The 24,817-nt window shown below is 41.4% G+C and carries 28 protein-coding genes; 27 read left to right on the top strand and 1 reads right to left on the bottom strand.

What is annotated here, in order from left to right; translation table 11 throughout:
* Positions 1–5 precede the first annotated feature (5 nt).
* From MHH61_RS00230 to ypjB, 10 genes are all read left to right on the top strand, one after another.
* Positions 6–1,121, top strand: coding sequence for a prephenate dehydrogenase (locus MHH61_RS00230; protein ID WP_024422796.1), 1,116 nt, complete (start codon positions 6–8; stop codon positions 1,119–1,121).
* Between the two features lie 10 nt (positions 1,122–1,131).
* Positions 1,132–2,418 carry a 3-phosphoshikimate 1-carboxyvinyltransferase gene (gene aroA, locus MHH61_RS00225; protein WP_125587292.1) on the top strand — a complete coding sequence of 429 codons (1,287 nt, stop codon included), beginning with the start codon at positions 1,132–1,134 and terminating at the stop codon, positions 2,416–2,418.
* 280 nt (positions 2,419–2,698) lie between these two features.
* Complete coding sequence (locus tag MHH61_RS00220) at positions 2,699–3,970, top strand: lipopolysaccharide assembly protein LapB (RefSeq protein ID WP_024428100.1); 1,272 nt, start codon at positions 2,699–2,701, stop codon at positions 3,968–3,970.
* A gap of 75 nt (positions 3,971–4,045) precedes the next feature.
* The gene (locus tag MHH61_RS00215; protein ID WP_008344562.1) at positions 4,046–4,585 is read left to right on the top strand and encodes a ReoY family proteolytic degradation factor; all 540 of its coding nucleotides are present in this window, start codon (positions 4,046–4,048) and stop codon (positions 4,583–4,585) included.
* A gap of 61 nt (positions 4,586–4,646) precedes the next feature.
* Positions 4,647–5,093, top strand: coding sequence for a YpiF family protein (locus MHH61_RS00210; RefSeq protein WP_098677472.1), 447 nt, complete (start codon positions 4,647–4,649; stop codon positions 5,091–5,093).
* Positions 5,094–5,237: 144 nt separating this feature from the next.
* Entirely contained in the window at positions 5,238–5,744 is a 507-nt protein-coding gene (locus MHH61_RS00205; RefSeq protein ID WP_007500911.1) for a ubiquinol-cytochrome c reductase iron-sulfur subunit, read from the top strand.
* 2 nt (positions 5,745–5,746) lie between these two features.
* Positions 5,747–6,421: a menaquinol-cytochrome c reductase cytochrome b subunit gene (qcrB, locus tag MHH61_RS00200; protein WP_003215804.1), complete on the top strand. Its 675-nt coding sequence runs from the start codon at positions 5,747–5,749 to the stop codon at positions 6,419–6,421.
* Between the two features lie 41 nt (positions 6,422–6,462).
* Complete coding sequence (locus tag MHH61_RS00195; protein WP_073206084.1) at positions 6,463–7,230, top strand: menaquinol-cytochrome c reductase cytochrome b/c subunit; 768 nt, start codon at positions 6,463–6,465, stop codon at positions 7,228–7,230.
* A gap of 100 nt (positions 7,231–7,330) precedes the next feature.
* Positions 7,331–7,924 carry a DUF1405 domain-containing protein gene (locus tag MHH61_RS00190; RefSeq protein ID WP_125587293.1) on the top strand — a complete coding sequence of 198 codons (594 nt, stop codon included), beginning with the start codon at positions 7,331–7,333 and terminating at the stop codon, positions 7,922–7,924.
* Positions 7,925–7,989: 65 nt separating this feature from the next.
* Positions 7,990–8,793 carry a sporulation protein YpjB gene (gene ypjB / locus MHH61_RS00185; protein WP_125587294.1) on the top strand — a complete coding sequence of 268 codons (804 nt, stop codon included), beginning with the start codon at positions 7,990–7,992 and terminating at the stop codon, positions 8,791–8,793.
* Between the two features lie 30 nt (positions 8,794–8,823).
* Here the strand turns inward: ypjB and MHH61_RS00180 are convergent, their stop codons facing one another.
* Positions 8,824–9,696: a YitT family protein gene (locus MHH61_RS00180; protein WP_024422789.1), complete on the bottom strand. Its 873-nt coding sequence runs from the start codon at positions 9,694–9,696 to the stop codon at positions 8,824–8,826.
* Positions 9,697–9,833: 137 nt separating this feature from the next.
* Here MHH61_RS00180 and MHH61_RS00175 point away from each other — a divergent pair, with 137 nt between their 5' ends.
* From MHH61_RS00175 to MHH61_RS00095, 17 genes are all read left to right on the top strand, one after another.
* Complete coding sequence (locus MHH61_RS00175) at positions 9,834–10,169, top strand: nucleotide pyrophosphohydrolase (protein ID WP_024422788.1); 336 nt, start codon at positions 9,834–9,836, stop codon at positions 10,167–10,169.
* 5 nt (positions 10,170–10,174) lie between these two features.
* Positions 10,175–10,978, top strand: coding sequence for a 4-hydroxy-tetrahydrodipicolinate reductase (dapB, locus tag MHH61_RS00170; protein ID WP_103132004.1), 804 nt, complete (start codon positions 10,175–10,177; stop codon positions 10,976–10,978).
* A gap of 18 nt (positions 10,979–10,996) precedes the next feature.
* On the top strand, positions 10,997–11,416 hold the full coding sequence (gene mgsA, locus MHH61_RS00165; RefSeq protein ID WP_024422786.1) for a methylglyoxal synthase: 420 nt from the start codon (positions 10,997–10,999) through the stop codon (positions 11,414–11,416).
* A complete protein-coding gene (gene bshB1 / locus MHH61_RS00160) occupies positions 11,403–12,107 on the top strand; it encodes a bacillithiol biosynthesis deacetylase BshB1 (protein WP_125587295.1) in 705 nt (234 codons plus the stop codon). Before mgsA ends, bshB1 begins: the two co-directional genes overlap by 14 nt.
* 2 nt (positions 12,108–12,109) lie before the next feature.
* The gene (gene bshA, locus MHH61_RS00155) at positions 12,110–13,255 is read left to right on the top strand and encodes an N-acetyl-alpha-D-glucosaminyl L-malate synthase BshA (RefSeq protein WP_125587296.1); all 1,146 of its coding nucleotides are present in this window, start codon (positions 12,110–12,112) and stop codon (positions 13,253–13,255) included.
* On the top strand, positions 13,248–14,450 hold the full coding sequence (locus tag MHH61_RS00150) for a CCA tRNA nucleotidyltransferase (RefSeq protein ID WP_125587297.1): 1,203 nt from the start codon (positions 13,248–13,250) through the stop codon (positions 14,448–14,450). The genes bshA and MHH61_RS00150 overlap by 8 nt, the downstream gene beginning before the upstream one ends.
* Positions 14,423–15,406 (top strand): biotin--[acetyl-CoA-carboxylase] ligase, encoded by a 984-nt coding sequence (locus MHH61_RS00145; protein ID WP_125587298.1) that lies wholly within the window; start codon positions 14,423–14,425, stop codon positions 15,404–15,406. The genes MHH61_RS00150 and MHH61_RS00145 overlap by 28 nt, the downstream gene beginning before the upstream one ends.
* Before the next feature lie 197 nt (positions 15,407–15,603).
* Entirely contained in the window at positions 15,604–16,443 is an 840-nt protein-coding gene (gene panB / locus MHH61_RS00140) for a 3-methyl-2-oxobutanoate hydroxymethyltransferase (RefSeq protein ID WP_103132005.1), read from the top strand.
* Positions 16,440–17,306 (top strand): pantoate--beta-alanine ligase, encoded by an 867-nt coding sequence (gene panC / locus MHH61_RS00135; RefSeq protein WP_125587299.1) that lies wholly within the window; start codon positions 16,440–16,442, stop codon positions 17,304–17,306. Before panB ends, panC begins: the two co-directional genes overlap by 4 nt.
* Positions 17,299–17,682, top strand: coding sequence for an aspartate 1-decarboxylase (gene panD, locus MHH61_RS00130; RefSeq protein WP_024422780.1), 384 nt, complete (start codon positions 17,299–17,301; stop codon positions 17,680–17,682). The genes panC and panD overlap by 8 nt, the downstream gene beginning before the upstream one ends.
* Positions 17,683–17,795: 113 nt before the next feature.
* On the top strand, positions 17,796–20,588 hold the full coding sequence (gene dinG, locus MHH61_RS00125; RefSeq protein WP_125587300.1) for an ATP-dependent DNA helicase DinG: 2,793 nt from the start codon (positions 17,796–17,798) through the stop codon (positions 20,586–20,588).
* Positions 20,589–20,720: 132 nt separating this feature from the next.
* Complete coding sequence (locus tag MHH61_RS00120; protein ID WP_065214698.1) at positions 20,721–20,891, top strand: YpmA family protein; 171 nt, start codon at positions 20,721–20,723, stop codon at positions 20,889–20,891.
* Between the two features lie 12 nt (positions 20,892–20,903).
* A complete protein-coding gene (gene tseB / locus MHH61_RS00115) occupies positions 20,904–21,389 on the top strand; it encodes a cell wall elongation/penicillin-binding protein regulator TseB (protein WP_024422779.1) in 486 nt (161 codons plus the stop codon).
* Positions 21,390–21,503: 114 nt separating this feature from the next.
* Positions 21,504–22,796 carry an asparagine--tRNA ligase gene (asnS, locus tag MHH61_RS00110; RefSeq protein WP_024428109.1) on the top strand — a complete coding sequence of 431 codons (1,293 nt, stop codon included), beginning with the start codon at positions 21,504–21,506 and terminating at the stop codon, positions 22,794–22,796.
* A 99-nt stretch (positions 22,797–22,895) separates the two neighbouring features.
* Complete coding sequence (locus MHH61_RS00105; protein WP_024422777.1) at positions 22,896–23,600, top strand: DnaD domain-containing protein; 705 nt, start codon at positions 22,896–22,898, stop codon at positions 23,598–23,600.
* A 17-nt stretch (positions 23,601–23,617) separates the two neighbouring features.
* Positions 23,618–24,280 (top strand): endonuclease III, encoded by a 663-nt coding sequence (nth, locus tag MHH61_RS00100; protein ID WP_024422776.1) that lies wholly within the window; start codon positions 23,618–23,620, stop codon positions 24,278–24,280.
* Positions 24,277–24,786: a YpoC family protein gene (locus tag MHH61_RS00095; protein ID WP_025093074.1), complete on the top strand. Its 510-nt coding sequence runs from the start codon at positions 24,277–24,279 to the stop codon at positions 24,784–24,786. The genes nth and MHH61_RS00095 overlap by 4 nt, the downstream gene beginning before the upstream one ends.
* Positions 24,787–24,817: the final 31 nt, after the last annotated feature.

The following is a 24,817-nucleotide window of genomic DNA, read 5'->3' as shown; positions in this document are numbered from 1 at the left end:
TGAATATGAATGATGCAAACGAAACAATATTAATCGCTGGACTCGGTTTAATTGGGGGATCCATTGCACTCTCGATTAAAAAAGAGTATCCTCATAAAAAAATTGTAGGATTTGATGTTTCCAAAGAGCAAATGGTTGCTGCAACAAAGCTGGGAATTATTGATGCAACAGCTGATTCGTTTCTGGCTGGTTTAGAAGAATCTTCGACCATTATTTTGGCAACACCTGTCCAGCAAACAGTAAAGATGCTTAGTGATATTGCAGACTCTGGAATTGAAAGAGAGCTCACAATCACTGATGTCGGCAGCACAAAGCAAAAGGTCGTCCATTTTGCTGAAAAAGCGCTGCCTGAGCAGTACCAATTTATTGGTGGACATCCAATGGCAGGCTCTCATAAGTCAGGTGTTATTGCAGCAAAAGACTTCTTATTTGAAAATGCGTTCTACATTTTAACGCCTGCAAAGGAAACAAACCGCCAAGCTGTTGATCGGTTGATGGATTTGTTAAAGGGGACAAATGCTCATTTCATCGAGATGACACCAGAAGAACATGATGCTGTGACAAGTGTAATTAGCCATTTTCCTCATATTGTTGCAGCCAGTCTTGTGCATCAAGCACATCATTTTGAAGAACAATTCCCACTTGTTAAACGGTTTGCTGCTGGAGGCTTTCGTGATATCACACGAATTGCTTCAAGCAATCCTGCAATGTGGAGGGATATCCTGCTGCACAATAAACACAAGATTTTAGACCGTTTTCATGAATGGAAAAAAGAGATTAACCGCATTGAAACCTTCGTAGAGCAAGAAGATGCTGAAGGATTGTTCTCTTATTTTCAAGATGCAAAGGAATATCGTGATGGACTGCCTCTAAGGAAAAAAGGAGCCATTCCTGCTTTTTATGATCTGTATGTCGATGTTCCGGATCACCCTGGGGTCATATCGGAGATTACAGGGCATCTAGCAAGTGAAAATATTAGTATTACAAATATCCGTATTATTGAGACGCGGGAAGACATTAATGGGATTTTACGCATTAGTTTTCAAACAGACGACGACCGCAAGCGTGCAGAAATCTGTATAAAAAATAGAGCGAATTACGATACATTTTATGCTGACTGAGGTGACAAACATGAAAATTCATAAAAATGCTCCTATGAATGGAGAAATTCATATCCCAGGTGATAAATCTATTTCACATAGATCAGTGATGTTTGGTGCAATTGCTGAAGGGACCACAGTAGTGAAAAACTTTCTTCCTGGAGCTGACTGTTTAAGTACGATTGATTGCTTTAGAAAGATGGGCGTTGAAATTGAACAAAAAGGGACAGATGTTGTCATGCATGGTAAAGGACTGAAAGAGCTCAAGGAGCCGTCTGACATTCTTGATGTTGGCAATTCTGGTACAACCATTCGATTAATGATGGGAATATTAGCTGGTTGTGAGTTTCACAGTACACTAATTGGTGATGAGAGTATTGCCAAAAGACCAATGAAACGTGTGACGGATCCGCTGAAACAACTAGGAGCCAAAATAGACGGCAGAGCAAATGGCGAGTATACACCACTGTCTATTCGTGGCGGTCATTTAAAAGGCATCTCTTATGAGTCTCCGGTGGCAAGTGCACAAATTAAGTCGGCTGTCCTTTTAGCTGGGCTGCAAGCAGAGGGTACAACAACATTAACTGAACCACATAAATCAAGAGATCATACAGAAAGAATGCTCTCTATGTTTGGTGTAAAACTAGATGAAGATGAACAAAGTGTTTCCATTGAAGGCGGCCAGACATTAACAGCAACAGATATATTTGTTCCTGGAGACATCTCTTCAGCTGCATTTTTCCTTGTAGCTGGATCAATCGTTCCTAACAGCCGGATTGTCTTAAAAAATGTCGGGCTAAACAAAACAAGAACAGGTATTATTGATGTGCTGAAACTTATGGGTGCAAACCTTGAGATCAATGAAGTAGATGCCAAAGGCGGAGAACCGTATGGTGATTTAACGATTTCTACTTCATCATTAAAAGGGATTGAAATTTCTGGTGACATGATTTCAAGACTCATCGATGAAATTCCGATTATTGCGCTTCTTGCGACCCAAGCAGAAGGAACAACGATCATTAAAGATGCTGCTGAGTTAAAAGTTAAAGAAACCAATCGAATTGATACAGTCGTATCAGAACTTAAAAAACTCGGTGCTGATATTGAAGCAACAGATGATGGTATGAAGATTCATGGTAAAACTACGCTTCAAGGCGGCGCAGTCGTCTCAAGCTACGGAGATCACCGTATCGGTATGATGCTGGGAATTGCCGCATGTGTGACAAAGCAAGCAATTGAGATTGAAGATACAGATGCTGTTCGTGTCTCATACCCGAATTTCTTTGAACACATTGAATATTTAACGAAAACAGTCTGAGGAGGTCCTCAGGCTTTTTCTTTCCTTTGGCATATTTGTCAGAAATATAGCATAGCTTGTCTCAAGGTGAAACCTTGAAAAAAAACATTTTGTCCGATAAAAATAGTGTCTGCAGTTTACAAATCATCAGTTTCGTATAGGATGAAATGAAAAACAGTCTTTAAAACACAAAAATGGGTTCATTTTAAAAGAGCAACATATTTGCTGGATGTGTACCTGTCGATTATGATATGAAGTAACAATAGTTTAGGTTTTTGGAAACAGAAAGGAACGGTTTGATTTGAATAGTTCATTACAAGAAGCCATAAAATTAGTTGAGGCGGGTGAGACTGAAAAAGGACTCCAAACACTTGCTCAAGCAGAGAAGCATTTGCATGATGAAGAAAAGGCGCAAGCGGCTCAATTATATTATGATTGGGGAGATATCGATAAAGCACGGAATCTCATCAGTGATTTACATGATTTATATCCAGAGGAAACAGGTTTAACATGTTTTTATGCAGAGCTGTTGATTGACTCTGATGAAGAAGAGAAGGCGATTTCAGTATTAGAAACGATTCCTGAAGATGATGATGCGTACCCAGAGAGTTTATTGTTAATGGCAGATTTGTATCAAATGCAAGGACTATTTGAAGTCAGTGAACAAAAGCTTTTAAAAGCGAAAGAACTACTTCCGAATGAAGCCATCATCGATTTTGCATTAGGTGAGTTGTATTTTTCTCAAGGCCTTTCAAAAAAAGCGGCCGATTATTTCTACAAAGTGGCAGATCAGCAGCATGAGGTTGGCGGTGTCAATGTGTATCAGCGGCTCGCTGAATCGCTCAGCACAGCTGGAGAATTTGAGGATGCACTTGAATGGTACGAAAAGGCAGTAAAAGATCAAGCAGACCCAAATACTCTTTTTGGCTACGGATTTACAGCAATGAGGGCTGGCAGAACGAAAACAGCCATTCAGCAGCTTACAGAACTGAAAGATATTGATCCGTCCTATTCGTCACTTTATATGCCTTTAGCGAAAAGTTATGAGGAAGAAGGACTATATCACGAGGCTTTAGAAGTAGTAAAAGAGGGTATTAAAGTTGATGAGTATAACAAAGAATTATATTTATATGGTGCCAAGATTGATTTGAAAAATGGGGATTCAGAAGATGCGAAAAAACTGCTTCAAGAAGCACTTGCTCTCGATCCGGGTTATATTGAAGCAGTTCAAACATTGCTGGCGATCTATTTAAATGAAGAGTTGTTTGATGAAATTCTGGATGTTATTAAAGAGGTTAAAAGCTTTGGGGAAGATGATCCAAAATGGAATTGGTATGCTGCATCTGCTTCTGTCGGGCGAGAAGAATACAAAGAAGCTGCCGAGTATTTCAAGCTTGCCCTGCCTGATTTTGATGAGGAGCGTGACTTCTTATATGAATACGCTTCGTTCCTTTTAGAAGAGGGCAGACAAAAAGAAGCATTGCCGTTATTACGCAAAGTTCTAGAGAAAGATGGCACGAATGAAGAAATTGAAGAAACGATTTTAAGAATTGAAGACGAAATTTCCTTATAGTTTGCAGGAATGAAGAACTGGTTTGTTGAATAATTCATGTATAGCAATTTAATTTACGATAGAGGAGGGAATAACATGCAGACCCCTGTTTCTGTCAATGAAAAAAAGGAATTTATCCGATGGTTCTTAAACCATTATCAGCTAAAGCGAAGAGAGTGTGTTTGGATATTAAATTATTTAATGAGTCACGACTCTTTGATGGAAAAAGTTCATTTTGTAGAGCAAGCAGAATTTTGCCCAAGGGGAATCATCATGTCAACACACTGTGTGGATGAAGTTCCCTTTAGATTTTATAAAGAAAACATCATGACGACAGATGCTGAAAAGTCATTTCATGATATTCGTTTGAATAAACAGCAGGATTTGTTTATTCAATTGAATTTCCGTTCTGCTTATCGTTCGCCGGAATATGCAGCTGTTCTTGAGACAAATCCTCATATTCCAAAGGATCTTTATGAGAACGAAAAAGATAAGGATCTTGCTGAGAAAGTGCTTGAGCATTCAATCGCAACTTTCCAAAAAGAACGGCTCATGAAAGAGATAGATGAAGCACTTGACCGTCATGATCAAGAAACATTTAATAAGCTGGCAAAAGAATTAAGCCTATTGTCATAAACTGAACGAATAAGCCTTGCCCTACACAGGCAGGGCTTATGTTATGAAAGAGGGGAAATTGATGAGGTTTCAAGCAGAGGACGCGGATCGCTTTTTGCAATCTAAAGCTTACATTGATACCGCTATCATTCCATTAGTTGGAATTGATGCGGATCAAATGAAACAAACCGTGTCTTTAGGAGAGTTTACTATTCTTGTAGCAGATGAACTTGAAAGACAGTTAAAAGGGCGGGTTTTTCTTTTTCCGCCACATACATATTTGGAAGTGAGTGACCGGAAACAAGAAGATATACTCATAATGAAGCAGTCGCTCAAGGATCATTTTCAGCATGTCATATTGATCACATCTGATCACCAGTGGAAAGAGCATACTGAGATCAGTGAATCGCTATTTTTGCTCAAGCCGGTTCCGCTGGAGCATTTGAAGGTTGAATTAAAGCAAAAAGTCATTCAAGACAGTGTAGAACAAATTTTGAACTTTTTGTTACAAAAATGGAACCCTTCATAAAAACCCTTACATTTGCATTGTACATAGCTTTTTAGGATGTTGACCTTGTGAATAGATTGATATATTATGAGGGTGTCCTAGTTTTATGAAATTTTTTCTAATTCAGTTATAAAGTAGCTGACGACCTGAGGGGGGGAGAAAAAAATGAGCGAGAAGAGACATGGAGTGTCCAGGCGTCAATTTTTGAATTACACGTTGACCGGCGTGGGGGGATTTATGGCCGCTGGAATGCTCATGCCTATGGTTCGCTTTGCGCTTGACCCTGTGCTAAAAGGAACAGAGGATCAGGATATGGTTCAAGTTGTCAGTGTAGATGAACTGACAAAGGAACCGAAGCGCTTTGACTTTAAAATTGATCAAGTAGATGCATGGTACGAGTCAAAGGAATCTAGGTCAGCATGGGTGTACAAAGAAGGGGATGAAATTGTCGCTTTATCGCCAATCTGTAAACATTTAGGATGTACAGTGAACTGGAACAGTGATCCGAAAAATCCAAACAAATTTTTCTGCCCGTGCCATTATGGGCTGTACGACAAGGATGGTACAAACGTACCCGGAACTCCACCGCTTGCACCGCTTGACCATTATAAGCAGCAAGTGAAGGACGGATACCTCTATCTTGGAAAAGCTGTGCCGAAAGGGGAAGGGTAACGATGCTTAACAAGATTTACGATTGGGTAGATGAGCGGCTGGACATTACACCAATATGGAGAGATATTGCGGATCACGAGGTGCCAGAGCACGTCAACCCAGCACATCATTTCTCCGCTTTTGTGTATTGTTTTGGCGGTTTAACGTTTTTTGTGACAGTCATTCAAGTCCTTTCGGGCATGTTTTTAACGATGTATTACGTGCCGGATATTAAAAATGCCTGGGAATCTGTCTATTATTTGCAAAATGAAGTGGCATTTGGCCAGATTGTCAGAGGGATGCACCACTGGGGTGCGAGTTTAGTCATTGTGATGATGTTTTTACATACGCTAAGGGTCTTTTTCCAAGGGGCGTATAAAAAGCCTAGAGAGCTGAACTGGATTGTTGGTGTGCTCATTTTCTTTGTGATGCTTGGACTTGGTTTTACAGGTTATCTTTTACCATGGGATATGAAGGCGCTGTTTGCGACGAAGGTTGGTCTTCAAATAGCAGAAGCAACACCTTTCATTGGTAAAGAGATCAAAACGCTGCTTGCAGGTCATCCTGACATTGTAGGGGCACAAACGCTGACGAGATTTTTCGCTATCCATGTCTTTTTCTTGCCAGCGGCATTATTTGGGCTGATGGCTGCCCACTTTATTATGATTCGTAAGCAAGGAATTTCTGGACCGCTATAAAATGCTGCGTTTGATGAATGTTCAATGAGGAGGGGATGACTTTGCATAGGGGAAAAGGGATGAAGTTTGTCGGAGATTCCAGAATACCGGCAGAAAGAAAACCTAACATACCTAAAGACTATTCCGAATATCCGGGAAAAACAGAAGCCTTTTGGCCGAACTTTCTTTTAAAGGAATGGCTTGTAGGTGCCGTTTTTTTAATTGGATTTCTTGTCCTAACTGTTGTTCATGCGCCTCCGCTTGAGCGGATGGCTGACCCAACAGATACTGGCTATATTCCGCTGCCAGACTGGTATTTCCTATTTTTGTACCAGTTATTAAAATATGAATTTGCTGCAGGAAACTTCACTGTCGTCGGCGCGATGATTATGCCTGGAATTGCGTTTGGTGCACTTTTGCTCGCACCATTTCTTGATTCAGGTCCAGAACGCAGACCGTATAGAAGACCAATTGCAGTCGGGATGATGATTCTTGCAGTCGGCGCAGCAACATATTTAACGTGGGAGTCTGTTGCAACTCATGATTGGGAAGCAGCGGCAAAACAAGGTGAGATTAAGAAAGAAGCAGAGATTGATACTTCAGCTGAAGAGTATAAAATTTATCAAGAGCAGACATGTATCTCCTGCCACGGGGATAACATGCAGGGCGGAGCAGCCGGACCGTCACTCGTTGACAACGGTCTTGCGCCTGAGGAGATCGCTAAAATCGCTGTAGAAGGAAAAGGCAACATGCCGAAGGGTGTCTTTAAAGGCAGTGATGAAGAACTTGAGAAGCTCTCTAAATATTTATCTGAGGTCAAATCAAAATAATTCAGTTGTTTAAATGCAAGTACAAGGATATACTCAAAAGAGAAAAAGCTGGCGCTGTCAGCTTTTTTCTGATTTTAACAGATCGTGAGTGAAGAGACATATGAGATGGATTCAATATTTGCTAGCGACGCGCTACATGCTTGTGCTGGTGCTTATGATCAATTTCCTTGGCACTGTGTACGGCTACTATTGGTATATTCCGCAGCTCGTAGAGACACCGGCTGTCTTTTTAGCTTTTGTACCAGACAGTCCAACGGCCAGCTTTTTCTTTTTATTTGTATTACTTGCGTTTTTGATGAAACGAAATACTCCTTATTTTGAAGCACTTGCTCTTGTGACCTTGATTAAATATGGGTTATGGGCGGTAGGAATGAATATCTTTGTGCTTTTATCTGTTGATGATTTTCCGTGGGAAGGATACATGCTGATTGGGTCTCACTTTGCGATGGCGGTTCAGGCTGTATTGTTTGCGCCATATTATCGTTTTCAAATGCGTCATCTCGTGGTAGCAGGCATTTGGATCTTACATAATGATGTAATTGATTATGTATTTGGTATGATGCCCCGTTATTCTATGCTGTCTGCTTACTCAAACGAGATCGGCTACGTGACGTTTTGGCTAAGTATTGCGGTTCTTCTTGTTTCGTATTATCTTGTTCTATCGAAAAAATCGGTCAAGCTGGAACTCCCTTAACAATGTTGGTCTAACCTTGTCCTTTTCTTCATACGCTGTAAGGAGAAGGGCTAGGAGGGACTTGCATGAAACGAAAGCCAATCGCGATGATTCTATTATTTTTTCTCGTATTACAGCCAGCAGTTGTCAAAGGTGAGGAAACAGCTGCTAACACGCTGCAAGAATTAACGGAACTATCAGATTCCATCTTTCAATTAACGAGACAAGCTAAATATGATGAGGCGTTACAAGTCGCATTGTATGTTGAAAAGACATTTAAAGCTCAGAATTGGCGTGGAACTTTGACGAATACGCAGATTCGGCAAATTACACTTGGCTATCAAGATATGATAAAAGGGCTGCCGCAGGAAGAATTGAATGAGCGCGAAAAGCTTCGTTATGCCTCTCAATTTAGAATGCTGCTTGATGCGATCCAGTCGGATTCTGAGCCTCTTTGGGGTTCGCTGGAGAAGCCTATTATGGGCTCTTTTCCTACTTTGAAAAAAGAAGTAAAAGATCCAGAATCGACGACATTTTATGAAACTTGGAATGAGCTGGTTTCTTTATACGATATGATCTATCCAAGTTTAACCATTGATATTTCGCCTGAAAAGCTGCAGACGATTAAGCAGCACATGGAAGTGATTGAGCAAGGTGAATTTTTAAAAGCATCAAGTGGGACAAAGCTTGAACGTCTCACGAAGCTGGAAGAGGATTTATCGAGTGTATTTGCTCACGTCGATGAAGATGAAGCGGATCCATCGCTTTTATGGGTCATCTTAACAACCGGGAGTATCATTTTATTAACGTTAACGTATGTTGGATTTCGGAAATATCGTGCAGAAAAAGAAAAGAAGCAAAAACGTCAGGCTGATTATCCTAAATCATAAAAAAAGAAGCCCAAAACTGGTGCTTCTTTTTTAATGTGGATTGAGCGGCTTTTTGTGTTCATCTAATGTAAAGCCTTCACCGAGTACATCATGCACGTCACTGACAGATACAAACGCATGAGGATCGACTGAGGTCACGACGCTTTTAAGGTGGACAAGCTCGTTTTTCGGAACGACGCAATAAAGAACGTTGCGCTCCTGTTTCGTATAGGAACCGACCCCTTTTAAGATGGTGACACCGCGCTCCATTTCATCCGTGATTTTCTTTTGAATGATGTCATCTTTTTCAGAGATAATCATGGCGCCTTTGGCAGCGTAAGCGCCTTCTTGCATGAAGTCAATGACCTTCGCAGCAACAAACACTGCGACAAGTGTATACATCGCTTCTTTATAATTTAAGTAGGTCAGAGAGATGGTAATGACGCATGCGTCGAAGATGAACATTGTTCGTCCCATTGCCACCTGATAATGCTTGTTGATCAGTCTTGCAATGATGTCCACACCGCCTGTTGTACCGCCGAATTTAAAGATGATTCCGAGGCCTGTTCCGATAAATACACCTGCAAAGAGGGCGGCTAAGGCTAAATCGTGCTGGAGAGGCATATGTATTTGAAAGCGCTGGAAGATGGCAAGAAAGACAGAAAGACTCACTGTTCCTACAATTGTATAAGTAAACATCGTTCTGCCGAGCATTTTCCAGCCTATAAAAAAGATCGGAATGTTTAAGACAAGGTTTGAAATAGATGGGTCAATGTGAAATAGAAAATATAAAAGCAGTGTAATACCTGTAAATCCGCCTTCCGCCAAATTGTTCTGCATATTAAAATGAACAAGACCGAAAGAAAAAATCGCAGATCCTATTAAAATAAATACGATATTTTTAAGACGAATTTCTTTTAGCAAGAGACCACTCCTTTTTTTGCTTAGACAGCGATAATATTATATGGTATGGGAGAGAAACAAGCAAACTGAGTCTTAAACATTTGTCAAATATTTATGATTTCGCTAACATGTAAGAGATGGATAGGAGGATGAGCTTCATGACGAAAGAAAAAACGCTGCGTCACGTGCAGCAAGAAGTAGATGATTACATAGGACAATTTAAAGAAGGCTATTTCAGCCCGCTTGCCATGATGGCCCGCCTGACAGAAGAATTAGGGGAGCTGGCAAGAGAGGTTAACCATTACTATGGAGAAAAGCCGAAAAAAACAACGGAAACAGAAAAAAGCATGGAAGAAGAAATTGGCGATGTTTTGTTTGTGTTAACATGCCTTGCTAATTCACTTGATATTTCACTAGAAGAAGCACATGATCGTGTGATGCATAAATTCAACACAAGAGATAAAGACCGCTGGACGAAAAAAGAAGGGAAGTAGAGACGATGACGAACAAAACCATCAAAGTAGTAATCGCTGGAGCAAGAGGAAGAATGGGGATAGAGGCTGTGAAGCTGGCGGAAGAAACAGGCCATTTTGAGCTGGTGGCAGCACTTGATCACGCGCATGAAGGAAAAAAATTATCTGATGTGATTCATACGACATCTCATGCGCCAATTTATACGGATATTGATGTTTGTCTTTCAGAAACAACACCAGATGTATTAATTGATTTAACAACACCAGAAATCGGGAAAGTACATACAAAAAAAGCACTTGAACATGGCGTGCGTCCAGTCGTCGGAACAACTGGATTTTCAGAAGATGACCTAAAAGAGCTTCAGCAATTAACAGAAGAAAAGGGCATAGGCTGTATTATTGCACCAAACTTTGCTGTCGGTGCGGTCTTAATGATGAAATTTGCCAAAATGGCAGCGAATTATTTTCCTGACGTTGAAATCATTGAGCTTCACCATGATAAAAAACTAGATGCCCCAAGCGGTACGGGCTTAAAAACGGCTGAAATGATTGCAGAAGTAAGAGAAAGCAAAAAACAGGGACATCCAGAAGAGAAAGAATTAATCGAAGGGGCACGAGGAGCAGATTATGATGGTATCCGTCTGCACAGCGTGAGACTTCCTGGCATGATTGCACATCAAGAAGTGCTGTTTGGAATGGACGGACAGACGCTCACCATTCGTCATGATTCTTATAACCGTGCATCCTTTATGTCAGGCGTGAAGCTTTCAGTAGAGCAGGTCATGCACATTGATCAGCTCGTTTATGGTTTAGAAAATATCATCGACTAATAAGGGAGTGGATTCCTGATGAACATTGCTTTAATCGCTCATGATAAGAAAAAAAGTGACATGATTCAGTTTACCACTGCGTACCGTGATATTTTGGCAGATCATACACTTTACGCAACAGGGACAACAGGTTTGAGAGTGAAAGAAGCGACGGGGCTTCCCATTCATCGTTTCCAATCAGGACCACTTGGGGGAGATCAGCAGATCGGTGCTTTAATTGCTGATAATGCAATGGATCTTGTGCTCTTTTTTAGAGACCCGCTAACTGCGCAGCCGCATGAACCGGATGTATCTGCACTCATCCGGCTTTGCGATGTGTATACCATTCCATTAGCCACCAATATGGGAACTGCTGAAATTTTAGTCAGGAATTTAAATAAAGGTACGTTTGATTTTCGAGATGTAGCAAAAAACGGAGGAACAAATGAAACGACTTGATATCCTTGCATTCGGTGCCCATAGCGATGATGTAGAGATCGGAATGGGCGGAACGATTGCAAAATACGTAAAAAAAGGGGCGCGCGTCGGGATTTGCGACTTGACCCAGGCCGAATTATCTTCAAATGGAACAGTCGAGAGCCGCAAAGAAGAAGCAAAAGCCGCCGCCGCTATATTAGGTGTCAGAGCGAGAATCCAGCTTACACTGCCAGATAGAGGGCTTTATCTAAACGACGAAGCGATGAAGGAAATTGCGGGCGTGATTCGAACTTACAAACCGAAACTGATTTTCGCTCCGTACCACCAAGATCGGCATCCAGATCATGGCCATGCGGGCTCACTTGTAGAAGAGGCCGCTTTTTCTGCAGGTATACATAAATTTGAAGATTCATACAAGCAGCCAGCGCATAAAATAAGCCAAATGTATTATTACATGATTAATGGGCACCATCGTCCAGATTTTGTGATCGATATTTCTGAGGAAATGCACCAAAAAATTGATAGCCTGCATGCGTATAAAAGCCAATTTGTTAAATCGGCAAACTCAGTAGAGACACCTCTTGTGAACGGTTATATTGATTTTGTCAAAATGAGAGAGTCTATGTATGGAAGAGAAGTCAACAAAGCTTATGCAGAAGGGTTTATCACAAAGACACCACTTTTGTTGGACGATGACTTACTTGGGGGGTAATTATGAAAAAACTGAAGGTCGGAATTACTTGTTATCCAAGTGTCGGCGGCTCAGGCATTATAGCCACGGAGCTTGGAAAACGTTTAGCTGAAAAAGGGCACGATGTTCATTTCATTACCTCAAGCATTCCGTTTAGGCTTAATAAAGTATATCCGAATATTTATTTTCATGAGGTGGATGTGAATCAATATGCAGTATTTCAATATCCGCCTTATGACCTTGCGCTGGCAAGTAAATTGGCAGAAGTCGCAAAACGAGAAAAGCTTGATATTATTCACGCGCATTATGCAGTCCCGCACGCTGTCTGTGCGTTCTTAGCCAAACAAATGACTGGACACTCTGTGAAAGTCGTTACGACGCTTCATGGAACGGATATTACGGTTTTAGGCTATGATCCATCATTAAAAGAAGTGATTCGGTTCGCCATCGAATCATCGGATCGCGTAACAGCGGTGTCGCATTCATTAGCTGCGCAGACATACGATCTCATTAAACCAGATAAAAAGATTGATACGATTCATAATTTTGTAGATGAACGGGTGTATTTGCGTGAAGATCACGATTTGCTAAAGACACATTATGGTCTTTTACCGAACGAAAAGGTCATCATTCATGTATCAAACTTTCGAAAGGTGAAACGGGTGCATGACGTGATTCATGTGTTTCAAAAGATTGCTGAACAGGTGCAGGCAAAGCTGCTGCTCATTGGTGATGGTCCTGAGAAATCGGTTGTATGTGAACTCGTGAAAAAATTAGGACTGACAGACCGCGTGTTGTTTTTAGGCAAGCAAGAGAAGGTTGAGGAGCTATATTCAATAAGTGATTTGAAGCTGCTTCTATCAGAGAAGGAGAGCTTTGGGCTTGTGCTTCTTGAAGCAATGGCGTGCGGTGTTCCTTGTATCGGTACGGATGTCGGCGGTATTCCAGAGGTCATTACACATGGAGAAACAGGGTTTCTTGTCCCGCTCGGCGATATAGACGGTGCAGCAAAGCACGCAGTGTCTCTGCTGAAAGACGAAGCGCTTCATGAAAAAGTGTCAGCGGCAGCTCAGTCTAGTGTTCAGGCTCATTTCTCCTCTGATAAGATTGTGAGTGAATATGAGAAGCTTTACCTAGAATTGATCAAAGGTGATGATGAAGATGAATGAACCATTCACACATGCGATCCCTATATTACATACACTGCACGAACATGGGCATCAGGCTTACTTTGTCGGCGGAGCGGTGAGAGATGTTCTATTAGGACGGGAAATCGGTGATATCGATATTGCGACAGATGCAACACCTGATAAGGTTGAGTCTTTATTTGAAAAAACAGTAGATGTCGGTAAGGAGCATGGCACTGTCATTGTGTTGCATGATGGTGTCAGCTACGAGGTCACGACGTTTCGAACGGAATCAGAATATGAAGATTTTCGCAGACCGAAAGAAGTGGCGTTTATCACGTCGCTGAAGGAAGATCTTTTAAGAAGAGATTTAACGATTAATGCGATGGCCATGGATATAAATGGGGAAATTATTGATCATGTAGGTGGTAAACAGGATATTAAGCGGAAACGAATTCAAACCGTAGGAGATCCTGCGTGCCGCTTTCAAGAAGATGCGCTTCGCATGATGAGAGCTGTCCGTTTTTTAAGCCAGCTTGGCTTTGAGCTCGCTGATGAGACGGCTGGAGCAATGAAAAAGGATAAGCATCTGCTTGCCAATATATCAGTTGAGCGCAAAAAAATTGAAATGGAGAAGCTTTTAAAAGGCCGTCATTGTGAGCAGGCCATTCAAGTACTCATTTCAACCAAATTATATGAAGAATTGCCAGGTCTCAAAGAGGAGCGTCTTCATGAATCCTTTCAATCCTTTCCATATTACTTACTGGATGGACTAGAAGAGGTATGGGGGGCTTGCATCCATTTGCTCGGCCTAGATGAAGCGGAGGCTGCGGCCTTCTTAAAAGAATGGAAGCTGTCAACCAAGCTTTTGAAAGAAGCAGTAGCCATTAGTAAATATGTTGATTGTGACTGGGATGCGGAAAACATGTTTGAAGCTGGTGAACACGTGCTCTTATCTAGTTTGAAGATCACACAGCTAAAACATGAGCGCCGCATTTTCTTTGATGAACTGGAGGCAGCGAAGCGTTCTTATGATGCACTGCCGATTAAAAACCTCCAAGACCTCGCTGTTTCAGGAAAAGATTTAATGGCCTTTCGGCAAAAGACGTCTGGGAAATGGATTGCAGAGGAGCTCAATTTTGTGAAAAAAGCCGTTTTGCAAAACCGTTTAGAAAACCGAAAAGAAGCCATAGAGGAGTGGCTTAAAGCATGCGATCCGCAATTAGAAAACGATTAATTGAACTATTTACAGCATCCAGTGAGGATTTTGTCTCAAGTCAGCAGATTTGTGATGAACTTGGCTGCTCCCGAACAGCTGTGTGGAAGCATATGGAGGACTTGCGAAAAGAGGGGTATGAGGTAGAAGCAGTTAGAAGAAAAGGATACCGTCTGCTTCGTAAACCGGACAAAATTAGTGAGGACGAAATTCTGTTTGGTCTGGAAACAGAGAGCTTCGGCAGGCATATTTACTTTCAGAAAGAAGTCGCTTCAACTCAGCTGATTGCCCATGATCTTGTCAATGAAGGTGCGCCCCACGGCACGATCGTTGTGAGTGATCATCAGACTAATGGAAAAGGGCGTCTTCAAAGAACGTGGCATTCACCAAACGGGACAGGCATTTGGATGAGTCTCATTCTGCGGCCTGAAATTCCGCTGCATAAAGCGCCGCAAATGACGCTTTTGGCATCTGTAGCCATCGCAGAAGCGATTGCGCAGCAAACAGGACTCAGTCCATCTATTAAATGGCCAAACGATATTTTGTTGAATGGAAAAAAGGTCGTTGGCATTCTGACTGAATTAAAAGCAGAAGCGGACCAGGTTCATGCGGTCATTATTGGACCGGGCATAAATGTGAACCAAACAGCTGATGACTTCCCGGATGACCTAAAGGATGTCGCCACAAGTCTGCGGATGGAACTGAATGAAAAAGTGGATCGTGCTGCACTTATACAACAGATCATGTCCACTTTTGAAAAAAGATATGATGATTATATGAAGCAAGGATTTGCGCCGATTAAACAATTATGGGAATCGTTTGCGATGACGATCGGTCAACATATTGTTGCCCGCACCTTCAATGGGCAATATACGGGGAAGGCGCTTGGCATCAATGAAGAAGGTGTTTTATTGCTTGAAACGGAGGACGGTATCCAAAAAATCTACTCCGCAGACATTGAGATCAAGTCAACTTGAGTGGAACACCCGGCACATTTTTGATATACTTCGTGTGGGCAGTATCTGCAAAGAACTGTACCTGTTAGGAAGAAAAATTCGATAAATTTCTGCCTTGATCCTAAGGGACTTGGACAGAGGGATGATTCGCCGCACATGAGAAATCAAAGCATGTGATGTGAGGCAAGCCATCTCCTCTCCAGAATGAGGAGGAACAAATGAAGACAAAGCTAGATTTTTTCAAAATGAAAGAACAAAACGAACCTATTGTGATGCTGACCGCATACGACTATCCAGCTGCAAAGCAAGCGGAAAAAGCGGAAGTCGACATGATCTTAGTTGGTGATTCACTTGGGATGGTTGTACTTGGACTAGATTCCACAGTTCAAGTCACGATGGATGACATGATCCATCACACAAAAGCAGTGAAAAGAGGCGCAAAAGACACATTTGTTGTGACTGATATGCCATTTATGTCTTACCATTATTCGTTAGAAGAAACAATGAAAAATGCTGCACGCATCATGCAAGAAAGTGGTGCCGATGCCTTAAAGCTAGAAGGCGGAGACGGAGTATTTGAATCCATTCAAGCTTTAACAAGAGGCGGAATTCCTGTCGTCAGTCATTTAGGCCTCACACCTCAATCAGTTGGTGTACTTGGCGGGTATAAAGTGCAAGGAAAAGACCACGAAAGTGCTCAAAAATTGATTGAAGACAGCTTGAAATGTGAGGAAGCCGGCGCAATCGCTCTTGTGCTGGAATGCGTACCTGGCGAACTGACAAAACGAATTACCGACATGCTGAAGATTCCTGTGATCGGAATTGGTGCAGGAGCTGAGGCAGACGGACAAGTTCTCGTTTACCATGATGTAGTAGGATACGGGGTGTCTAGAACACCTAAGTTTGTGAAACAATACGCGCAAATTGATAATGTTTTAGAAGAAGCGCTCATTCAATATACGAAAGAAGTAAAAGCACGCACATTTCCAGAGGACATGCACACGTTTCATATCAAAGAAGAAGTCCTTGATGGCTTATATGGGGGAATCAAAAAATGAACGTTGTCACCCATATTCACGAGCTAAAAGAATTAATCAAGCAGCATCAAGAAAAACAGCATTCCATCGGCTTTGTCCCAACGATGGGTTTTCTTCATGAAGGACATCTGACGCTTGCGAAAGAGGCAAGAGGTCAAAATGACATTGTCGTGATGAGTATTTTTGTCAATCCGTTGCAATTTGGACCAAATGAAGACTTTGAATCCTATCCAAGGGATATGGAAAGAGACCAGCGTCTTGCAGAAGCAGCAGGGGTGGATATTTTATTTACACCTGATGTGAAGGAAATGTACCAAAATGAACCATCTATTACGATGACGGTTCAAAAGCGGACAGATGTCTTATGCGGAAAAAAACGTCCAGGACATTTTGACGGTGTTGTCACTGTGCTCACAAAGCTGTTTCATCTTGTGTCACCAACAAATGTCTACTTTGGACTAAAGGATGCACAGCAAGTCGCTGTGATCGATGCGATGATCAAGGATTTCTTCTTTGATCTTCACCTTGTATCTGTACCGACAGTCAGAGAAGAAGACGGCTTAGCGAAAAGCTCAAGGAATGTGTACTTGTCAGAAAAAGAAAGACAAGAAGCACCCGCTTTATACCGCGCATTAAAAAAAGGACGGTCAGCTGTTGAAAACGGTGAACGTGATGTCAGTCGTGTGTATCAGCTGATTGAAGAGGAACTTGTTCAGACGTGCGGAGAAATAGATTATATTGAGATCTATTCATATCCAGAACTTGAGCCGCTTCAGCAGTTAGCAGGTCAAGTCATTATGGCGGTTGCGGTGAAATTCTCACGGGCAAGACTGATTGATAATGTGATTTTCCATGTTCCTGAAAGCGGTGAAAAACATGTATAGAACCTTTATGACATCTAAGCTTCATAAAGCAACGGTAACAGAAGCAAACTTACATTATGTAGGAAGTATTACAATTGACGAAGATTTACTTGATGCGGCAGGTATGATGGCAAATGAGAAAGTACAAATTGTCAATAATCATAATGGCGCGAGACTTGAAACATATATTATTCCCGGCGAAAGAAAGAGCGGTGTCATTTGTCTAAATGGGGCGGCGGCGAGACTCGTTCAGCCAGGGGATGAAGTCATTATTATCGCTTATGGGATGCTGTCAGAAGAAGAAGCTAAGACACATACACCAAAAGTGGTCGTGTTAAATAAACAAAATCAAATTGAACAAATGATTGGGCAAGAGCCTGCGAGAACGATTTTATAACGCAGGCTCCGTGTAAACAGAACAGTTTCAGAACAGAGGCTGTTCTGTTTCATCTATTTTGTCCAGAGCGTGTTTCACTTCAGGGTGAAACGAGGAATTGAGGTGTCCATTTTATGACCGATCAAAGGTTTGTTGTCGTTGATATTGAAACCACCGGGAATTCACCTAAAAAGGGTGATAAAATCATTCAAATAGCTGCGGTGGTCATTGAAAATGGACAAATTGTCGAACGGTATTCAAAATATGTGAACCCGGGAAAAGCAATCCCAGGATTTATTGAACAGCTGACAGGCATTCAGCAGCACATGGTTGACGATGCGGTGTTTTTTGAGGACATTGCCCAAGAGGTGTATGATCTCATACAGGGTGCTTATTTTGTTGCGCACAATGTTCATTTTGACTTGAATTTTTTAAATGATGAACTAAAAGCATGCGGGAAACATGAGCTGGATGTGCTAGCAATTGATACAGTTGAGATCTCTAGAATTCTTTATCCTGAGCTTGAAGGTTATAAGCTCACTGAATTAAGTGAAGAGCTCATGCTTCCACATGACCACCCGCATAGGGCGGATAGTGATGCGGAAGTTACTGCCATGTTATTTTTAACTTTATTACATCAATTAAAACATACACCGAAAAATGTGCTGAAGCAGCTGCGCAGATTATCCTCTTATCTCCTAAGTGATATAGGACTTTTAATTAAGCAGCTTGAAACAAGCCATGCTAGCTGGGAAGATTCTTTAGTAGAAGTCGGCTCTTTTGCTGTAAAAAATGTCACCAATCCTATCAGTAGGGCGACACATTCAGTAAGTGAAGATGATGAACAGCTGTTTGAGGAGATCAAAAAGAAGCTTCCGCAAACGGTAGAAGGCTATGAGGTAAGAGAAGGCCAGCTTACGATGATGAATAAAGTGAGAGACGTGTTTCATGAAAGAGCTTATGCATTAATTGAAGCGGCACCGGGTATTGGGAAAACGCTCGCTTACCTCATCCCAGCTGCTCTAGAAGCGAGGAAATCAGGAAAACCTGTCATTATTAGTACATATTCCATACTTTTGCAGCAGCAAATGCTTCAGCGCGATGTGCCGATGTTGAATCAATTGCTTCCGTTTGAGCCTGCTGCCTGTGTATTTAAAGGTCGGGCGCATTACATTTGTTTAGATAAGTTTGAGCATGTGCTTCATGAGGAAGATGATAACTATGATGTCGTCTTAACGAAGGCGCAAATTTTAATGTGGCTCCTTGTAACAGAAACAGGTGATTTATCTGAACTGAATTTACCGTCAGGAGCTGCCAATATAAAAGACCGCATTTCTTGTGTGCATATGCCGTTTACATCGAAAAAGCGCCGTTTTAAAGAGTATTGCTTTTATGAGCGCGCCAAAAAAAGGGCAAGAACAGCTGATTTAATTTTAACGAATCATCGTCTGCTTTTATCACAAACGGAGGCATCGTCTATCTTTCAGCATGCTGACGTATATGTGATAGACGAAGCCCATCAATTTGAGAAAACAGCCAATGAAACACTAGGGGATAGTGCGTCTTATATCCAGCTTCACGCGAAATTAACGCAGCTTGGCTCCTTGCAAGGCGGACTGTTAAAGAAACTGAAAAAGAGATTTCATCATGCAGGGTTACAGACAGACACCTTTATTGAAATGGATGAGTATCTCAATCAGCTTCAAATGGAAAGTGATGCTTTCTTTAGCACCGTCCATTCATTTGTGAAAAGGACAAAACCAAAAGCCGACATCAATCGTCTCATTCATAGAGTACGTCATCATTCAAAGCATGCTCAGTGGAAACGGATTAAAGAAACAGCAAGTAAGCTTTGTTCCTTGTTAATTGCTTGTGAGAAACTGTATGAACAGCAAAAAAATGAGCTTCTTCAAAAAAGTGATCAGCTGACAGAACACTTTGCCTTTGAAGCAGAGGAATACGACCAAGTCATGTCGTTTATGCATACTTTTTGCAGTACACTGTACCGATTTATCTTTGAACCGAAAAACGATGAAACGGTTTGGATTGAAATTGATGCAAAAGGTGCCAAAAACGCAGTCTTTATGCATGCACAGCCGTTAGATACTGGGGAGCTTTTGGCTGATCGTTTCTTTATGAACAAAAAGAGTGTTGTCCTCACATCAGGGACACTCACCATCAATCACCGCTTTGATTATTGCTTGGAACGGTTTGGCCTGCAAGATTTTTACCCTCATCTTGTGCAAATTGATTCACCTTTTGAACTTGAAAAACAGCTTAAGGTCATTGTTCCAGCAGACATGCCGCCGATTACGAACCGTGATGAACGAGATTATGTAAAGCAGGCTGCGCAATATATTAAGGTTATGGAAAAGCAGCAGCATGCAAAAATATTGGTTTTGTTTAATTCACATGAGATGTTAAAAGCAGTCTATGAAGAGCTAAAAACAGAAGGGATGCAGTCAGCCCTTTTTGCTCAAGGTTTGACAGGCGGAAGCCCTGTAAAATTAACGAAAATGTTCAAATTAGCAAAACAAGCCATTTTACTTGGTACGGGTAGTTTTTGGGAAGGTGTTGATTTTCCGGGCTCAGAGCTGACAACAGTCATCATGGCACGTCTTCCGTTCAGGCCGCCTGATTCTCCTCTCATTGAAGCCAAATGTGATGCAGCTAAAAAACAAGGGAAGAATCCGTTTAAAGCCGTCGCTTTACCAGAAGCTGTGTTAACCTTTAAGCAAGGAGCTGGACGCTTGCTGCGCTCTGAAAAAGACATAGGCACATTGCTGATTTTAGACCGCCGAGTGAAAACAGCTTCATATGGAAAACTATTTTTAGAATCACTCCCTCATGCGCCGGTTCACGAGATGTCAAAAGAGTCACTTGAGGCGTATATAGAAAACCTTAACAACGAAAAGCCGCTGTCATAAGCGGCCTTTAGCTGGTGTGGGTTTGGAGTTAATTTATCGTAACGGCTTTTTGTGTTCCGTTGTAAAAATAGTATCGGTTCCCGTGCAGAAAAGTATGACTAACAATATTTACGTACCGAGGAGGAATTAGAAGTGGAAAGTAAAATAGAGGTACTTTCAACTGTTCAAATTAAGCATTCAGAAGACCTATACAAAATTGTTGATTTATTGAACAGAACGCTTAAAAGAGAAGATCTCATGTTTGGATTAGCATTAGATCAAGAAGACCAAAATCAAGCGGTATTTACGATATATCGCACATAGGGGAAGCTTGACATGAAAAAAATAGTCTGGATTATTTCATCTGTAGTGGCTCTCGTTCTGCTTATTGGCATCATCAGCTTTACGTGGATTTATCAAATTGCCATGGGACAAAGAGAACAAGGGCATGAAGCAGCGATCGAACGAGCAAAAGAACAAGCAAACATCGTACAAGTGGAGCAAGTGGAAACCTTTGTCGGGAAAGAAAAACAATTTATTGTTGAAGGGAAAAACAAACAGAATGAAACGACCTACGTTTGGGTTCCTGCCAGCAAAAAAGAAAAAGTGATCGCAAAAAAAGCAAAAGAAGGCATTACCTCGAATCAAGCAGTACAAGCCGTTCAAAAGGAGAACACGGTCTCTAAGCTAAAAGAAGTCAAATTAGCGAGAGAAGGTGACGTACTTCTTTGGGAAGTGACATACTTAAATGAAAACAATCAATATAGCTTCAGCTATGTCGACTTCTCGACAGGACACGTGGAAAAAAATTTAACACCGTAGTTTCTCCTGTCTTGCGTTGACCATGCAGATTTAGAACGGTTATAATAAAATGTATGAAAAAAGATTCACACCTGTCTAAAGGTGAGTTTCTTTCTGGCTTTGGAGGGAATTATGTTGAAAACAACGATTAATCAAGTGTTCAAACACGTCGATCAAGAAGTAACCATCGGCGCATGGATTGCCAATAAACGTTCAAGCGGAAAAATTGCATTTTTGCAGCTGCGTGACGGGACAGGCTTTATTCAAGGAGTCGTAGTAAAAGCAGAAGTGGAAGAGGAAGTCTTTAAGCTTGCGAAATCAGTCACTCAAGAAACATCTGTCTATGTAACAGGTCAAGTGACAAAAGATGAGCGTTCACCGCTAGGTTTTGAATTGCAAGTGAAATCCATTGAAGTGATTCATGAAGCGACAGATTATCCAATTACACCAAAAGAGCATGGAACAGAATTCTTAATGGATCACCGTCATTTATGGCTTCGTTCTAAAAAACAGCATGCCATTATGAAAATCCGTAACGAAATTATTCGTGCTACATATGAATACTTCCATCAAGAAGGTTTCGTGAAAGTAGATCCGCCAATTTTAACTGGAAGTGCACCTGAAGGCACAACGGAACTGTTTGCTACGAAATATTTTGATGAAGATGCATACCTTTCTCAAAGTGGCCAGCTTTACATGGAAGCTGCAGCAATGGCACTCGGAAAAGTATTCTCATTTGGCCCAACATTTAGAGCTGAAAAATCTAAAACAAAACGTCATTTAATTGAGTTTTGGATGATCGAGCCGGAGATGGCTTTTGTCGAATTCAATGAAAACCTTGAGTATCAAGAAAATTATGTGTCTCATGTTGTACAAAGTGTACTTGAAAACTGTAAAGTGGAGCTGCAAACGCTAGGCCGTGATACAGCAAAATTAGAAAATATCAAAGCACCATTCCCGCGCATCACTTACGATGAAGCGATTAAATTCTTGCAGGAAAAAGGCTTTGATGATATCGAATGGGGAGATGACTTCGGTGCGCCTCACGAAACAGCGATCGCCGAAAGCTATGATAAACCAGTGTTTATCACTCATTACCCAACATCATTAAAACCGTTTTATATGCAGCCAGCACCGGATCGTGAAGATGTTGTCCTTTGTGCAGACTTGATTGCACCAGAAGGCTACGGAGAGATTATTGGCGGTTCTGAGCGTGTTCATGATTTAGAGCTTCTTGAAGCAAGATTGAAAGAACATGGGCTTGATCAAGAAACTTACAAATGGTATACAGAATTAAGACAATACGGTTCTGTACCGCATTCAGGTTTTGGTCTTGGACTTGAACGTACAGTTGCTTGGATTAGCGGAGCGCCGCATGTGCGTGAAACCATTCCTTTCCCAAGATTATTAAACCGTTTATACCCTTAAGACGTGAAAGCCTCCAACAAATGGAGGCTTTTTCAAACGTCTTTTTAGAGAGGCACGTGAAATAAAACGTGATATACTTAAAGTGAAGAGGTGTATCCGATGAATAGGCAGCAATTTATTAATATGCAGCAAATGGGGTCGACAAGTTTGCCTAATTTGCTGATTGCTCATTATGAGCAGTTAGGACTGAATGAATCACAGATGATGGTGATGCTCAAGATTAAAATGAATGAAGAACAAGGCGTTTTCTTTCAAACATTTGAAGAGCTTTCTCAAGGCATGACCATTTCAGCGGAAGAGTGCGCGTATATGGTTCAGCATCTGATTCAAAAAGGATTTATCTCGATTCAGCCATTTGAAGACAGGTCTGGTATTCAGCATGACCGTTACTCAGTAGAACCTTTATGGGGCGTGCTGTATGACTTTTTAGAAACAAAACAGGCGAAAGAAGTTCAAAAACAACAGGTGCAGGCTGAAAAATCTTTATATGCTTTATTTGAAGATGAATTCGGCAGACCGCTGTCACCTCTTGAAGGAGAAACACTTTCGATCTGGATGGATCAAGACCATCATGATGCTGAGATGATTCGGCTAGCACTAAGAGAAGCCGTTTTATCAGGGAAATTAAATTTCCGTTATATTGATCGAATTTTATTTGAGTGGAAAAAGAAAGGGCTGAAAACAGCGAAAGAAGCAAAAGAACATAGCCAGCACTTCCGTTCTCAGCAGAAAACGCCACCTTCAAATGAAGAGACGTCCACTTATAAACGACAAGTTCCTTTTTATAATTGGCTGGAACAATAACCAATAAAGGAGAAGGCATGTTATCAAAAAAACAAATCAATGAGTGTTTAGATATTATAGGAGATATGTTTCCAGAGGCTGAGTGTGAGCTTGTTCATGCCAACCCATTTGAGCTTGTGATTGCTGTTGCGCTCTCTGCTCAATGTACGGACGTGCTTGTAAACAAGGTCACCAAGACGTTATTTCAAAAATATAAAACACCAGAAGACTATTTAAGTGTACCGCTTGAAGAACTCCAGCAAGATATTCGCTCGATTGGTCTTTATCGAAATAAGGCTAAAAACATTCAAAAGTTGAGCAAAATGCTGATTGAAGAATATGGCGGTGAAGTACCAAAGGACCGGGACGAGCTTGTTAAGCTTCCTGGGGTTGGCCGGAAAACAGCAAATGTCGTCGTTTCAGTCGCTTTTGGAGTACCGGCAATAGCAGTAGATACACATGTAGAACGAGTCAGCAAGCGTCTAGGCATCTGCCGCTGGAAGGATTCTGTGCTTGAAGTAGAGCAAACCTTGATGAAAAAGGTGCCAAAAGAAGATTGGTCTGTGACGCATCACCGTCTAATCTTTTTTGGAAGATATCATTGTAAGGCGCAGCGGCCGCAGTGCGAATCGTGTCCACTTCTTGATATGTGCAGAGAAGGGCAGAAGAGGCTTAAAAAAGGATTGGTGAAGCTGGCATGAGCGGGGCAGCTGTTTTCACCTCATATGTCGAAAAGCTAAAAGAAAAAAAGGTAGAGATTAAAGGTGATCGAGTAGATATACTGAGAGCCAATCCGCTCGCATATGATCTATCTTCAGAAGTTTTAACAGACGAGTTTCCATGGCAGGAAACGGAAGGATTTGTTCCTGTGATGTTTGAGCTGTGGGACGAATTAAAAGAAAAAATGCTTCCTCGTTTCCAAACAAGAAAATCCCGCTGTGAAGAAGATGATATGCTGCAAGGAATCGTCAGTATGATTGCGATGTTTTACTGGATCAAAGGGGAGAGTGTCCAAACGTTTGAATGGGAACATATCAAGCAAGAGACATTTCCTGTTGCTCCGATTAATTGGACGGAACGTTTAGAGTTCATTTTGCTAAAACCAACTCAATATCACTGCTTTATTCAATTGGACGAGCTATACACGGAATTAAAAAAGCAGTATGGAAAATATGAAGCACTAAAAAAAATCAGACAGCAGCGTTAAAAAAAGCACTTGCCATAGGAGGCAAGTGCTT

Source organism: Bacillus sp. FSL K6-3154 (assembly GCF_040869395.1).
Lineage (GTDB): Bacteria > Bacillota > Bacilli > Bacillales > Bacillaceae > Bacillus > Bacillus safensis.
Note: the sequence above shows the minus strand (reverse complement) of the source record. Positions and strands in the feature narration are given on the sequence as shown.

What these genes read in the sequence shown, in the direction of transcription:
- MHH61_RS00230 (WP_024422796.1), top strand. Translation starts at nt 6, where the DNA reads ATGAATGATGCAAACGAAACAATATTAATCGCTGGACTCGGTTTAATT.
- aroA (WP_125587292.1), top strand. Translation starts at nt 1,132, where the DNA reads ATGAAAATTCATAAAAATGCTCCTATGAATGGAGAAATTCATATCCCA.
- MHH61_RS00215 (WP_008344562.1), top strand. Translation starts at nt 4,046, where the DNA reads ATGCAGACCCCTGTTTCTGTCAATGAAAAAAAGGAATTTATCCGATGG.
- MHH61_RS00210 (WP_098677472.1), top strand. Translation starts at nt 4,647, where the DNA reads ATGAGGTTTCAAGCAGAGGACGCGGATCGCTTTTTGCAATCTAAAGCT.
- MHH61_RS00205 (WP_007500911.1), top strand. Translation starts at nt 5,238, where the DNA reads ATGAGCGAGAAGAGACATGGAGTGTCCAGGCGTCAATTTTTGAATTAC.
- qcrB (WP_003215804.1), top strand. Translation starts at nt 5,747, where the DNA reads ATGCTTAACAAGATTTACGATTGGGTAGATGAGCGGCTGGACATTACA.
- MHH61_RS00190 (WP_125587293.1), top strand. Translation starts at nt 7,331, where the DNA reads ATGAGATGGATTCAATATTTGCTAGCGACGCGCTACATGCTTGTGCTG.
- ypjB (WP_125587294.1), top strand. Translation starts at nt 7,990, where the DNA reads ATGAAACGAAAGCCAATCGCGATGATTCTATTATTTTTTCTCGTATTA.
- MHH61_RS00175 (WP_024422788.1), top strand. Translation starts at nt 9,834, where the DNA reads ATGACGAAAGAAAAAACGCTGCGTCACGTGCAGCAAGAAGTAGATGAT.
- dapB (WP_103132004.1), top strand. Translation starts at nt 10,175, where the DNA reads ATGACGAACAAAACCATCAAAGTAGTAATCGCTGGAGCAAGAGGAAGA.
- mgsA (WP_024422786.1), top strand. Translation starts at nt 10,997, where the DNA reads ATGAACATTGCTTTAATCGCTCATGATAAGAAAAAAAGTGACATGATT.
- bshB1 (WP_125587295.1), top strand. Translation starts at nt 11,403, where the DNA reads ATGAAACGACTTGATATCCTTGCATTCGGTGCCCATAGCGATGATGTA.
- bshA (WP_125587296.1), top strand. Translation starts at nt 12,110, where the DNA reads ATGAAAAAACTGAAGGTCGGAATTACTTGTTATCCAAGTGTCGGCGGC.
- MHH61_RS00150 (WP_125587297.1), top strand. Translation starts at nt 13,248, where the DNA reads ATGAATGAACCATTCACACATGCGATCCCTATATTACATACACTGCAC.
- MHH61_RS00145 (WP_125587298.1), top strand. Translation starts at nt 14,423, where the DNA reads ATGCGATCCGCAATTAGAAAACGATTAATTGAACTATTTACAGCATCC.
- panB (WP_103132005.1), top strand. Translation starts at nt 15,604, where the DNA reads ATGAAGACAAAGCTAGATTTTTTCAAAATGAAAGAACAAAACGAACCT.
- panC (WP_125587299.1), top strand. Translation starts at nt 16,440, where the DNA reads ATGAACGTTGTCACCCATATTCACGAGCTAAAAGAATTAATCAAGCAG.
- panD (WP_024422780.1), top strand. Translation starts at nt 17,299, where the DNA reads ATGTATAGAACCTTTATGACATCTAAGCTTCATAAAGCAACGGTAACA.
- dinG (WP_125587300.1), top strand. Translation starts at nt 17,796, where the DNA reads ATGACCGATCAAAGGTTTGTTGTCGTTGATATTGAAACCACCGGGAAT.
- tseB (WP_024422779.1), top strand. Translation starts at nt 20,904, where the DNA reads ATGAAAAAAATAGTCTGGATTATTTCATCTGTAGTGGCTCTCGTTCTG.
- MHH61_RS00105 (WP_024422777.1), top strand. Translation starts at nt 22,896, where the DNA reads ATGAATAGGCAGCAATTTATTAATATGCAGCAAATGGGGTCGACAAGT.
- nth (WP_024422776.1), top strand. Translation starts at nt 23,618, where the DNA reads ATGTTATCAAAAAAACAAATCAATGAGTGTTTAGATATTATAGGAGAT.
- MHH61_RS00095 (WP_025093074.1), top strand. Translation starts at nt 24,277, where the DNA reads ATGAGCGGGGCAGCTGTTTTCACCTCATATGTCGAAAAGCTAAAAGAA.